This is a genomic window from Nocardia sp. NPDC059236, from assembly GCF_042754085.1.
Taxonomy (GTDB): domain Bacteria; phylum Actinomycetota; class Actinomycetes; order Mycobacteriales; family Mycobacteriaceae; genus Nocardia.
In genome coordinates this window covers 634,190-646,357 of record NZ_JBHZAF010000001.1, presented here as the reverse complement: position 1 = coordinate 646,357, position 12,168 = coordinate 634,190, and the positions used below count along the sequence as shown (strand labels likewise).

General features: G+C 69.6%; 13 protein-coding genes. 4 read left to right on the top strand and 9 right to left on the bottom strand.

The genetic code is table 11. The features are described 5' to 3' along the window. Window positions 1-27 precede the first annotated feature (27 nt). Both ACFXIV_RS03225 and ACFXIV_RS03220 read right to left on the bottom strand, forming a co-directional pair. Window positions 28-624: a PadR family transcriptional regulator gene (locus tag ACFXIV_RS03225; protein WP_379400497.1), complete on the bottom strand. Its 597-nt coding sequence runs from the start codon at window positions 622-624 to the stop codon at window positions 28-30. Window positions 625-818: 194 nt separating this feature from the next. Then, window positions 819-1,508, bottom strand: a complete 690-nt coding sequence (locus tag ACFXIV_RS03220; protein ID WP_379400451.1) for an HAD family hydrolase — start codon at window positions 1,506-1,508, stop codon at window positions 819-821. A 237-nt stretch (window positions 1,509-1,745) separates the two neighbouring features. On the opposite strand from ACFXIV_RS03220, the gene ACFXIV_RS03215 reads away from it, so the two are divergent. After that, window positions 1,746-2,543: an ABC transporter ATP-binding protein gene (locus ACFXIV_RS03215; protein WP_379400452.1), complete on the top strand. Its 798-nt coding sequence runs from the start codon at window positions 1,746-1,748 to the stop codon at window positions 2,541-2,543. 163 nt (window positions 2,544-2,706) lie between these two features. On the opposite strand, the gene ACFXIV_RS03210 is transcribed toward ACFXIV_RS03215, so the two are convergent. Then, complete coding sequence (locus ACFXIV_RS03210; protein WP_379400453.1) at window positions 2,707-3,300, bottom strand: TetR/AcrR family transcriptional regulator; 594 nt, start codon at window positions 3,298-3,300, stop codon at window positions 2,707-2,709. 77 nt (window positions 3,301-3,377) lie between these two features. Between ACFXIV_RS03210 and ACFXIV_RS03205 the strand changes: the two genes are divergently transcribed. From ACFXIV_RS03205 to ACFXIV_RS03195, 3 genes are read left to right on the top strand one after another with little or no spacing between them, the layout of a single operon-like run. Next, entirely contained in the window at window positions 3,378-4,223 is an 846-nt protein-coding gene (locus tag ACFXIV_RS03205) for an SDR family oxidoreductase (RefSeq protein WP_379400454.1), read from the top strand. A 45-nt stretch (window positions 4,224-4,268) separates the two neighbouring features. Continuing rightward, window positions 4,269-4,694 (top strand): hypothetical protein, encoded by a 426-nt coding sequence (locus ACFXIV_RS03200; RefSeq protein WP_379400455.1) that lies wholly within the window; start codon window positions 4,269-4,271, stop codon window positions 4,692-4,694. A 10-nt stretch (window positions 4,695-4,704) separates the two neighbouring features. Continuing rightward, window positions 4,705-5,142 carry a MarR family winged helix-turn-helix transcriptional regulator gene (locus ACFXIV_RS03195; protein WP_357003188.1) on the top strand — a complete coding sequence of 146 codons (438 nt, stop codon included), beginning with the start codon at window positions 4,705-4,707 and terminating at the stop codon, window positions 5,140-5,142. Between the two features lie 6 nt (window positions 5,143-5,148). Here ACFXIV_RS03195 and ACFXIV_RS03190 read toward each other — a convergent pair whose 3' ends face one another. The 6 genes from ACFXIV_RS03190 to mihF all read right to left on the bottom strand — a co-directional run bounded on the left by ACFXIV_RS03190 (window position 5,149) and on the right by mihF (window position 11,689). Continuing rightward, on the bottom strand, window positions 5,149-7,677 hold the full coding sequence (locus tag ACFXIV_RS03190) for a primosomal protein N' (protein WP_379400456.1): 2,529 nt from the start codon (window positions 7,675-7,677) through the stop codon (window positions 5,149-5,151). A gap of 84 nt (window positions 7,678-7,761) precedes the next feature. After that, window positions 7,762-8,976 carry a methionine adenosyltransferase gene (gene metK / locus ACFXIV_RS03185; protein ID WP_379400457.1) on the bottom strand — a complete coding sequence of 405 codons (1,215 nt, stop codon included), beginning with the start codon at window positions 8,974-8,976 and terminating at the stop codon, window positions 7,762-7,764. Window positions 8,977-9,192: 216 nt separating this feature from the next. Further along, window positions 9,193-10,413 (bottom strand): bifunctional phosphopantothenoylcysteine decarboxylase/phosphopantothenate--cysteine ligase CoaBC, encoded by a 1,221-nt coding sequence (gene coaBC, locus ACFXIV_RS03180; RefSeq protein WP_354837421.1) that lies wholly within the window; start codon window positions 10,411-10,413, stop codon window positions 9,193-9,195. A gap of 7 nt (window positions 10,414-10,420) precedes the next feature. Then, entirely contained in the window at window positions 10,421-10,699 is a 279-nt protein-coding gene (rpoZ, locus tag ACFXIV_RS03175; protein WP_067713345.1) for a DNA-directed RNA polymerase subunit omega, read from the bottom strand. A 74-nt stretch (window positions 10,700-10,773) separates the two neighbouring features. After that, window positions 10,774-11,358 carry a guanylate kinase gene (gene gmk, locus ACFXIV_RS03170; protein WP_379400458.1) on the bottom strand — a complete coding sequence of 195 codons (585 nt, stop codon included), beginning with the start codon at window positions 11,356-11,358 and terminating at the stop codon, window positions 10,774-10,776. A gap of 7 nt (window positions 11,359-11,365) precedes the next feature. Beyond that, on the bottom strand, window positions 11,366-11,689 hold the full coding sequence (mihF, locus tag ACFXIV_RS03165; RefSeq protein ID WP_033086940.1) for an integration host factor, actinobacterial type: 324 nt from the start codon (window positions 11,687-11,689) through the stop codon (window positions 11,366-11,368). Window positions 11,690-12,168: the final 479 nt, after the last annotated feature.

The window sequence follows — 12,168 nt, the reverse complement described above, 5'->3', positions numbered from 1 at the left end:
CCAGCCAGAAGCGAGGTTTCGAGGCCATTACTTTTCGGGTGTGTCGTCCTCGGCGAGGATCCGGTAGAGCGAGCGGCGCGCCTCGGTGAGCACCTCGGCCGCCTTGGCCGCCTGCTCCTGCGTGCCGACCGCGGCCACCTGGGCGACCGCGCCCATCAGCTGGCCGACCAGTCCGCGCAGGTCCAGGGCCTGATCGCCGACGCCGTCCTTGACGTCCTGCCAGGGATCGCCCAGCTCGGTGCGGTTGGCCTCGACATACTCGACACCGGATTCGGTGAGCTTGGCCGTCTTTCGACCCGACACCTTCTCGATCAGCACCAGCCCCTCGTCCTCGAGCTGCGCGAGCGCGGGATAAATGGAGCCCGGGCTGGGACGCCAGACATCCTGGCTGCGTTCGCGAATCTGCTGGATCAGCTCGTAGCCGTGCATGGGCCGCTCCTGCAGCAGCAGGAGGATGGCCGCGCGGACATCGCCGCGCCGGCCGCGCCCGCCCCGGCCGCGACCGCGGCCGAAGTGCGGACCGGGTCCGAAGCCGGGACCGAAGTCCGGGCCGAAACCACGACCGTGGCCGTGGCGGTGCGGGCCGAAGTCGCCGCGCGGGCCACGCGGGCCACCGCGACGCATCCGCGGGTGTTCGGGGCCCTGCTGCTCTTCTGCGCGCAGTCGCCGCCAGGGGCCGCGGCCCCGTTCGATGTTGTCCATGTTCTCCATGGTCGCGCCTCCTTCAAGGCTCGTCGTTGTGTTTGTTGCTATCGACGATATATCGACAATCTATCCACGACAAGAGTGAGGCGAGACACAAACCGTCCGGTTTGGACTTAGACGGTCAGGAGACCATGGGTGCGGACGGCCTCCCACAGCCCGAACGGGCGTTCAGCCGTCGGCAGTGGGTCGACCAGGGCGAATGCGCAGCCGATAGCGGCTGCGCCACCGTCGGCCTCGGCGCTGTCGCCGACCATGAGGGTGTTCGCCGGGGTCGCGCCGAGGTTGTCGAGCGCCGATTTGAAGATGCGCGCGTCGGGTTTGATCGCACCGACTTCGAAGGACAGCGCGTAATCGCCGATATATCGATCCCAGCCGCGATCGGCGAAGGCCGGGCGGATGTCGAACGCGATATTGCTGACCATGCCCACCCGCACGCCGCTCTCGTGCAGCGCGCGCAGCACCTCACCGGTATCCGGGTAGGGCGTCCAGCCGTCCGGATCGAGCAGCAGCTCGTAGACCTGCAGAGCCTGCGCGTGCGGAACACCGGTCTGCTCGAGCACCTCCAGATAGGCGCGGCGGTGCAGCGCCGGATCGAGATCCCGGTTCTCCCAGGCATATTGGCCCTCGGCATCGAACCGCACGATCTGCCCCACGGGCGCGGTGAGCCGGCGCATGATCTCGGCGATCTCGTGGGTATCGAGCAGGCGACCGGCGGCGTCGGTGAGCTGTGCGTCGTGGAACGCGGACTCCTCGAATCGGAAAACCGTACCGGAGAAGTCGAACAGCACCGCGTCGATCGCCATCCCGCCACCCTACACAGGCGACCCCGCCGAGAACGTCGCCGAATCCCGCACCTGCACAAGCAGACTCATCGTATCCAGCCCGCGCGCCGCAGCACATATCGATGTGGTCGCCACGCAACCACGCCGGGCCCCCGCGACACCGCGGTGACCGGTCAGCCCGCTCGCGCATTGCCCCGCCGGTCCGTGAGCCGAACCACTACTCCTCAACTTGTCTGAGGAATTTGCTACGGTGGGCCCATGACGGATCCGGTGCTGAACGTGAGCGACGTGACGGTGGTGCGCGGCGGAAACCCCATCCTGCAAGGGGTTTCGCTCACCGTGCGCGCCGGTGAGCACTGGGCGCTACTGGGTCCCAACGGCGCGGGCAAGACCACCTTGCTGCGCATGCTCGGTGCGTTCGAGCATCCGACCCGGGGCAGCGTGGAGGTGCTCGGGGAGCGGCTGGGCCGGGTGGACATGCGCGCCCTGCGGGCCAGCATCGGCCATGTCGATCCGCGCCACGCCCCGAGCGGCCCGCTCACGGTCCGCGACGTGGTGATCACCGGCGCGACCAACACCGCCGGCCTCATCCCCCGCTGGCACGCGACGCCCGCCCAGCTCGCCGAGGCCGACCGCCTGATCGACCTGCTCGGCCTGTCCCACCGCCGTGACGCCGACTGGCAGATCCTGTCCCAGGGCCAGCGCGGCCGCACCCTCATCGCCCGCGCCCTCATGCCCAACCCGCGCCTGCTCCTGCTCGACGAACCCGCCACCGGCCTGGATCTGGCCGGGCGCGAACAACTCCTGGAACGTCTCGACCTGCTCCAGCGCGCCCACCCCGACCTCGCCTCGGTCCTGGTCACCCACCATCTGGAAGAACTGCCGCCGGGCACCACCCACGCCATGCTCCTGCGCAACGGCCACACGGTCGCCGCGGGCCCGGTCGGCGAGGTGATCACCACCGCCCACATCAGCGCCTGCTTCGACCACCCGGTCCGCATCCTCCGCGACGAGGGCCGCTGGTCCGTGAGACCCGCTCAGCCTCAACTGAACTGACCCGAACTCGCCGCGCCGCCCGGGCCCCGAACCACACGACGGGCGCCACACTCACGCATCCGCATCCGGCGCGCCCCGGCTTCACGAGATTGCGCTCGACCAGCTGACCCGAGCCGCTCCTCTGCGCGAATGGGCCAATGCGCCTTGAGGCCGTATGGGGGGCTCAGGTTGCGGGGACGAGCGAGTCGATCCACCGTTCCAGCCGTGCGCCTTCCGCTTCCATCATCGCGGGGTCGCGGAAGGTGTTGGTGAGCAAGGAGATTCCCTGGTAGGCAGCCAGCAGGGCGACGGCCAGTTCGTGGGAGTCGGCGCGGCCCATGGCGGCGAACTGGGTGTCGATCCAGTCCAGGAGGCCGCGCATGACGGCGGCGAGTTCGCGGTCGAGGCCGTCGTCGCGTTTGTCGAGTTCGGTGGCGAGAGACCCGGAGGGGCAACCGAATCGGGCGGCGAGGTCGCGCTGGTCGACCCAGCCGCGGACCAGGGCCTTCAGTCGTTCGGCGGGGGCGTCGAAGAGTTCCAGGGCCGCGATGATCTCCTGGGCGGTGCGGGCGTGAGCGCCGATCGCGGCCTGGACCAGCTGATCCTTGGTCTTGAAGTAGTAGTACACGTTGCCCACCGGCACCTCGGCGGCGCGCGCGATATCGGCGATGGTCGTCTTCTCGACGCCCTGTTCGTGGAATACCTTGGCCGCCGCGTCCGCGAGCCGCTCCCGCTTCCCCGCCTTCGGGGCCGTCGCTCGCGGCACTGAGTTAGTCATACAACTAACTATAGACAATGCCCGGTCACATGCCCTATGGTTCGAGTTAGTCAGCCAACTAACTCAGGAGTGGACAGATGATCGTGGTAACCGGTGCGACCGGAAATGTCGGCAGCGCTCTAATGCAAGAGCTCGCGGAGGCCGGCGAGAAGGTGGTCGCGGTGTCGCGGGGCGAGAAGCCGGTGGATCTGCCCGAGGGCGCCGAGCACCGCCGCGCCGATATCGGGGAGCTGGACAGCCTCGCCGAGGCGGTGGCGGGTGCGCGGGCGTTGTTCCTGCTCATCACGGGCCCGCAGTTGGTGGTGGGACCGGCGGCCGCCGAGGTGCTGGAAACCGTTGCGGCGGCGGGTGTCCGGCGAGTGGTGTTCCTGTCCTCGCAGGGCGCGGTGACGCGGCCGGGCAGCGACGGCTACGCGCGCACGCTGGAATTCGAGCAGGCGCTGGCCGCTTCGGATCTGGAGTGGACGGTGCTGCGGCCGGGCGGGTTCTTCAGCAATACCTTCGCCTGGATCGAGCCGGTGCGGGCCGAGCGGATGATTCCCGCGCCGTTCGGGGATGTCGGTCTGCCGCAGGTGGATCCGGCCGATATCGCGGCCGTGGCCGCGGCGGCGCTGCGGGAGGACGGCCATGACCGGCAGGTCTACACGGTGACCGGCCCCGAGCTCGTCACCCCGCGCCAGCAGGCACAGGCGCTGGCGGCCGCACTGGGCGAGCCGCTGCGGTTCGCGGAGCTCACCCGCGCGCAGGCCCGGGTGAACATGCTGCGGTTCATGCCGGAATCGGTCGCGGACCACACGCTCACCATCCTCGGTGAGCCGACGCCCGAGGAGCAGCTGGTCAGCGGCGATGTCGAGCGGGTGCTGGGCCGCCGGGCAACCGGATACGCCGACTGGGCGGCCCGCGTGGCTCCGGCCTTCCGGTGAATCTCGCCATTGAACATTTAGTACGCGATCGCTTATCGTAAGCATATGCATACTAAATCGTTCTCGGACGGCACCGTGCTGATGCCGTGGAATCCCGGCCCGAATCACCAGTTCTCGGGCCCGGTCTTCGTCAGCGTCACCGATTTCCTCGCGAGCTCGGAGACGGAGTCGCGCGAGATCTATACGACCGGGCTGGAATTGGGGAAAACGTGGCCGGTCATGCAGGGCGCGGTCGGCCTGTGGCTGTGGGGCAGGCCGGCCGAGTTCCGCGGCGGCTCGATCTCGGTGTGGGAGTCGGAGCGGGATATGCGCCGGTTCGTGCGGTGGCCGGTGCACACCGCGATCGTGCGGGCCTGGCGCGGCCGGGTCGGCATCGGCGTCGACTCCTGGCAGGCCGAAAAGTTCGACGCCGACGCGATTCTGACCCGCGCCGGCGACACGATCGAAAGGCCGCACCGGCGCGCCGCCTAATCTTGTCCGCATGACAGACCGTCCGGACCTGGCAGCGATGATCGTCCCCCTGGGCCGCGCCCTCATGGCGGCCGAGCAACCGGTGCTCGCCGCACACGGACTCACCATGTGGGCGTACGTCGTGCTGCTGCATCTGGACGAGGGGCCCGCGCGGGGTCAGGGCGTGCTGGCGCAGGAGATCGGGGCGGACAAGACGCGCATCATCGCGGTGCTCGACGACCTGCAGGAACGCGGCCTCATCGAACGCCACCCCGATCCGGCCGACCGCCGGGCCCGGCTGCTCGCCCTCACCCCCGAGGGCCGTCGCCTCCGCGACGCGGCGCAGGCGGGGATCCAGGCCCAGGAGGATCACCTGCTGGGCAAGCTCCCCGCCGCCGATCGCCGCGGCTTCCTCAATGCCCTCATCACCCTCGCCGCCCTCCCCCGCGACGAAATCACCGGCCCCTGACCGCGTTCAGCCGATGTCGATGGGGTCGATCTGGACGCGCAGGGGCGCGTCGGAGCGATGGGTGCTGCGGACGGCCTGAGCGGCGGTGAGGGCACGGGAGAGGGCCGCGCCGGTGGCGCGGTCGGCGCGCAGGATCATGCGTTCGACCTCGGCGGGAGAGTCGCCGGAGGAGAACGGCTTTCGCGCACCCGGCGGCAGCGGCACCGGACCCAGGATCTCGACGCCGTCGGGAAGCTGTGCCTCGCCGAGCAATTCGGCGATGGAGTCCGAGGTGCCGTCGATGGCGGCGAAGCGGACCGCGGGCGGGAAGCGCACCTCCGTGCGCTGCTCGAGCTCGAAACCGGCGTGCCACACCGGATCCCAGCGCACCAGCGCCTGCACGGTCGGGATCCCGGCGTCGGCCATGACGATGACCCGGCCGCCGGGGCGCACCAGCGCCGCGGCCGACATCCAGCGGCGCAGGGCATCCTCGGCGGCGCGGAGATCGGCACGGCCGAGCAGGGCCCAGCCGTCGAGTAGCATGGCGACCGCGTAACCGCCGGGCACCCGGGGTTCCGCGCCGATGGTGGACACCACGACCTGCGGGCCCTCCGGCACGGTGTTCAGGATCGACGACCCGCCCGAACCTCGCACGGGCACACCGGGAAACGCGCGTCCCAGTTCTTCGGCCGTGCGCGACGCACCGATGACGACGGCCCGCAGCGCCCGCGATCCGCAGGCTCCGCAGCGGAAGGCCGCCTCGGTGATCCCGCACCAGCGGCAGGCCGGACTCTGCGCCTCGGCCGCCCCTTCCCGCCCGCTGCGCAGCGCGGCACGTGACGCGGGCGCGCTGTCCGGCAGCGCCAGTGGCCCGTTGCAGTGGCGGCAGCGCGCCGGGGTCCGGCACTTGGCGCAGGCCAGCGCCGGGATGTATCCGCGCCGCGGCACCTGAACCAGCACCGGCCCACCGGCTTTGATCGCCTTGCGCGCCTCCGTGAACGCCACGGCCGGAATGCGGATGGCCTGCGCGATCGGGTCCCGCTCCAATGCCGCGTCGGTGTCGCCGGGCGCGGTGATGCGCGGCATGGCCTGCCGCACCACGGCCCGATCCGCGAGCAGATCGTGCGCCCAGCCGGATTCGACGATCGCCTGCACCTCGGCCGTCCGCGAGAACCCGCCCGCCACGAACGCCGCCCCGGTCTCGTGCGCCCGCAACATGGCCACTTCCCGCGCATGCGGATACGGCGACCGCGGTTCGGCGAAGGTATCGTCCCCGTCATCCCAGATGGCGATCAGCCCAAGATCTTTCACCGGCGAGAACACGGCACTACGCGTCCCCACGACGACCCGCGCCTTCCCACGCAACACCGACAGCCACCGCCGATACCGCGCCGAGGGCCCCAGCCCCGCCGCCAGCCCCACCGCCGACTCCCCCACCAGCACAACACATTCCCCCAGCACCCGATCCAGATCCCGCTGATCCGGCACCATGATCACCGCACTGCGGCCGCCACGCACGGTCACCGCCGCCAGCTCCGCCAGCCGCCGCGCCCAGTCCTCCCCCGGCAATGCCTGCCACCCCGCCCGCGGCCCGCGCCCCGCCGCCAGCGCGCCCAGGAACGAATGCCCGTGGACATACCGCCCCCACGCCGGGAACTCAGCGGCCGACGTCGGCGAAGCAGCAGTCACCGGCTGCTCCCCGGACTCGTCTGCCGGCGCCGCGGCGGCTGACGCCGTCGAGTGGTCGCCGGTGCCGAGCACAACCAGATCAGGCTGCGCAGCAACGGTTCCCGTCGAGCTTTCGGCAGCGACCGCGCCCGCATCGACGGCCACAGGCATCGACACCGAATCCGTGTCGGCGACAAGAGTCACCTCATCGGCGGCGGATACATCGCTGCCCGGAACCGGGGCGGTGTCCGCGCCCTCGCCGTGCGCGACGTCCCCGATGTCGCTTCCGCCTTCCGCGATCGCGAGCGCCGACTCCCCCGCCGATGCGGCACCTTGCGGAACGGGGTGTGCGGCAGCGTCTTCAGCGTTTCCGGGCACGACGGAGATCGTCGCGTCACTCGGATGCGATGCGGTGGTGCGGGCCTGCGTAACGTCGGGATGGGCCGAATCATCTGCTGCCACAACAGGATCAGCGGGCGGTGGGCCCTTCTTCGAAGTGCGCTTGGGCTTTTCGGGCTTTTCCACGCCCTCCGATTCGACCTTGGCGTGGCGGGGTGGGATGGCGAGGCGGAGGACGTCCGCGCGGGTGCCCGCGTATCGGGCGGCCACGGCGGTGACGAGCGCGAGGATCTCCGGGGTGAGGACGCGTTCGCCGGAGACCACGCGTTCGAGGCGGACGAGTTTGCCGGTGTGATCGGACTTTTCGCGGCGTTCGAGGAGGTAGCCGTCGACGAGGCGGCCGGAGAAGCGGACGCGGACGCGGACGCCGGGCTGGGCGAGTTCGTCCATCTCGGGCGGGACCAGGTAGTCGAAATCCCGGTCCAGGTGGGCGGGTTCGAGCAGGGGCAGGACCCGCGCGATCGGGCGGGACGCGCCAACGCGCTCCACCTCCCTGCGCTCGGCGGGAGCGTCGGACTCGGAGGGGGTCTCCGTGCCCGACGCTCCCGTCGAGAGTGGTGGGGTGCCGGTCAATTACAGCCCGGCGGCCGCACGCAGCTTCTCCGCGCGGTCGGTGCGCTCCCACGGCAGGTCGACGTCGGTGCGGCCGAAGTGGCCGTAGGCGGCGGTCGGCGCATAGATCGGGCGCAGCAGGTCCAGGTCGCGGATGATCGCGCCGGGACGCAGGTCGAAGACCTGACCGATGGCGTCGGAGATCTTGATCGGGTCGATCAGCTCGCTGCCGAAGGTCTCGACGAACAGGCCGACCGGGGCGGCCTTGCCGATGGCGTAGGCGACCTGGACCTCGACCCGCTCGGCCAGGCCGGCGGCGACGACATTCTTGGCGACCCAGCGCATGGCGTAGGCGGCCGAGCGGTCGACCTTCGACGGATCCTTGCCCGAGAAGGCGCCGCCACCGTGGCGGGCCATGCCGCCGTAGGTGTCGACGATGATCTTGCGGCCGGTCAGGCCCGCGTCACCCATGGGTCCACCGAGCACGAACTTGCCGGTCGGGTTGACCAGCAGGCGGACGTCGGAGGTGTCCAGCGGGTTGGGCAGCTGGAGCTCGCCGAGCACCGCGTCGACGACCTTCTCGCGGATGTCCGGGGTGAGCAGGTTGTCCAGGTCGATGTCGGCCGCGTGCTGGGTCGAGATGACCACGGTGTCGAGGCGCTTGGGGATGGCGCCGTCGTACTCGATGGTGACCTGGGTCTTGCCGTCGGGACGCAGGTACGGCAGCACGCCGGACTTGCGGACCTCGGTCAGGCGGCGAGACAGCTTGTGCGCCAGCGAGATCGGCAGCGGCATCAGCTCGGGGGTCTCGATGGTGGCGTAGCCGAACATCAGGCCCTGGTCGCCCGCGCCCTGACGGGCGATCTCGTCGTCCTCGCCGCCCACGCGGGCCTCGTGCGAGGTGTCCACGCCCATGGCGATGTCCGGCGACTGGGCGCCGATGGCGACGTTCACGCCGCAGGAGGCGCCGTCGAAACCCTTTGCGGAGGAGTCGTACCCGATCTCCAGGACCTTCTCGCGGACGATGGTCGGGATATCGGCGTAGGCCGTGGTGGTGACCTCACCGGCCACGTGCACCTGACCGGTGGTCACCAGGGTCTCCACCGCGACCCGGCTGCGCGGATCGGCCGCGAGCAACGCGTCGAGGATGGAATCGCTGATGGCATCACAGATCTTGTCGGGGTGACCCTCGGTCACCGACTCACTGGTGAATAGGCGGCTGCCAGACGTGCGCACAGTTGTTCCCTCTCCCTCAACGGGTTTCTCGTATCGGGTGGCGACAGTAGCGTCTCCGCTGCATCGCACAACCCTTTGTCTCAGGTTATTCCAATATGTTCGTCACAGGGGCGAGCCGCCCTCGTTAAGAACACATCGTGACTCAGACAGTCGCCGTTAATCTGCCGTCCCAGCGGGAGACAGCGGCAAGTGCCCGAACCCTGCGGTGCCGAGGCTTCAGCGGAGCAAGGGGCCGAGTGCATCCAGCACCCGGCTGGCCAGCAGTGCCTTGGACCCGTGGTCCAGGGCGATCTCGGTGCCGTCGGCACCGAGCAACCAGCCGTCGTTGGTGTCGACCTCGAAGGCCTTCCCCTCCCCGACGGCATTCACGACCAGCAGGTCGCAGCCTTTACGGGCCAGTTTGGCCCGGGCGTGGGTGAGCACATCCGCGTGCTCGTCCCCGGTCTCGGCGGCGAAGCCGACGATCGCGGTGCCCGGTAGGTGCCCGTCGCGACGGGACTGCACCAACCCGGCCAGGATATCCGGTGTCTTGGCGAGCGCGATCGAATCCGGTTCTCCCGCACCCTTTTTGATCTTAGCCGCCGCCACGTTCACCGGACGGAAGTCGGCCACCGCCGCGGCCATGACGACCGCGTCCGCACCCAGCGAGTGCTTGTCGACGGCCACCTTCAGCTGTTCGGCGGTGGTCACGTGCACGACCTCGACCGCGGCCGGCGGTTCGAGCCCGATGGTATTGCCCGCGATCAGCGTCACCTGCGCACCGCGCTGGGCGGCCAGGCGGGCGATCGCGTAGCCCTGCTTGCCGGAACTCCGATTGCCCAGGAAGCGCACCGGATCCAGCGGTTCCCGGGTGCCGCCCGCGGACACCACGACGCGGCGGCCCTCGAGATCGCGCGGCAGGGCGTCGGCGCGTTCGAGCAGCAGCCGGGCCAGACCGAAGATCTCCTCCGGCTCGGGCAGCCGGCCCGGGCCGGTGTCGGTGCCGGTCAGCCGGCCCGAGGCCGGTTCCATGACCACGGCGCCGTGCGCGCGCAGCGTCGCCACGTTCGCCCGGGTGGCCGGGTGCTCCCACATCTCGGTGTGCATGGCCGGGGCGAACAGGATCGGACAGCGCGCGGTCAGCAGCGTCGCGGTCAGCAGATCGTCGGCGCGGCCCTGCGCGGCGCGGGCCATGAGGTCCGCGGTGGCGGGGGCGATGACGACCAGGTCGGCCTCCTGGCCGAGGCGCACGTGCGGCACCTCGGGCACATCGGCGAAGACACCGGTGTGCACGGGGTGGCCGGACAGCGCCTCGAAGGTGGCCTTGCCGACGAATTGCAGCGCCGACTCGGTGGGAATGACACGAACCTCGTGCCCGGTTTCGGTGAACCGGCGCACGAGGTTGCAGCTCTTGTAGGCGGCGATACCGCCGCCGACTCCGACGACGATCCGGGTCACCGCGGGACTACTCCCCTTCGGAGTGCTCGAGCAGGTCGGCGTGGATCTCGCGCATCGCCACCGACAGCGGCTTCTCCTGCAGACCCGGCTCGACCAGCGGACCGACGTATTCGAGAATGCCGTCGCCGAGCTGGTTGTAGTAATCGTTGATCTGGCGGGCCCGCTTGGCCGCGTAGATGACCAGCGCGTACTTGGACGAAGTCCGCTCCAGCAGTTCGTCGATCGGCGGGTTGGTGAGGCCGACCGGAGTGTCGTAGGCGGGCGCGGTCTTGATGTCCGTACTCACTAGGAGGACTCCTGCGGGGTTGTTCGGAAGGGTGGCGTCCGGCTCACTTCGAAGACGAGCCGGTGGTTCGGGACCTATGACCCCGAATTTGTGCTAACGAACAACGATACCAACTGCTCACAGGCGCTGGTCACGTGGTCGTTCACGATGACGGTGTCGAACTCGTCACATGCAGCCAATTCGGTGCGAGCGGTCTGCAGACGACGCTCGATCACCTCGGGCGATTCCGTCCCGCGCGAGGTCAGGCGGGACACCAGCTCGTCCCAGCTGGGTGGGGCCAGGAAGACCAGTTTGGCTTCCGGCATGGTCTTGCGGATCGAGCGCGCGCCCTCGAGGTCCACCTCGATCAGGACGTGATGTCCGGACGTGAGCGCTTCCCGCACGGGTGCGGCCGGGGTGCCCGACCGCTGCAGTCCACCGTGGATGTCGGCCCATTCGAGCAGTTCGCCCGCCTCGATCATGGCGTCGAACTTCTCACGGGTGACGAATCGGTAGTCCCGGCCGTCGACCTCCCCGGGCCGCGGAGCCCGGGTGGTGGCCGACACACTGAATACCAATTCGGGCAGTCGTTCGCGCACGCAGCGCACGACGGTGGACTTACCGACGGCCGAGGGGCCGACCAGGACAACCAGTCGACCCTTCCGAGTGTGTTCGACCACCCTCGGATTATTCGGCGCTGAAGTCGAACCGGGCCAGCAGCGCCTTACGCTGCCGGTCGCCCAGTCCGCGCAGGCGGCGGGTGGGAGCGATCTCGAGCTCGCTCATGATCTCGGCCGCCTTGACCTTGCCAACCTTCGGCAGGGCCTCGAGCAGCGCCGAAACCTTCATCTTGCCGAGGACTTCGTCCTTCTCGGCGTCCGCAAGGACCGTCTTCAGATCGGTGCCACCACGCTTCAAGCGCTCCTTGAGCTCCGCCCGAGCGCGGCGAGCGGCAGCCGCCTTCTCCAAAGCAGCGGCGCGCTGCTCGTCAGTCAGCTGGGGAAGGGCCACGGTTCCTCCGTCTCATCGTTCATTGCTTGATCTACCTCCGGTAACCCGGTGGTCTCAGCGACCGTACCCACGACGCTTGCCGATTGCGAACCCACCCCCCAGGTCAGCGCGTGATTCGGGCCGCGACCGGGCCGGATGGGCAGCGGCGCGGGCAGTGCCGGACCGCCCCCCGCGATCGGCTCAGCACGGTCACGAATAGCCTTGCAGCCTGGGCTTTTTCACGGACTTGACAGGGCCCGGGAGAGGTCGGACGGGCCCCGCGCAAAACCGTGACCGACCTGTAATCACGCGACCTGGATTTTTCTTGGATTTCTCGGCGTGTCGTTCGATTCAGTACCGCGTGTCGCGTATCACCCGAGGCACTGCGAACGGTGCCGAAACACGCAATTCCGACACCTTCCCGTGCAGGTCGGGCCGGTTCGGGGCAGCCCCGCCACCGCCGGAAAGGCCCGTTTTCCACCCCTCACGCGGCCACTGAC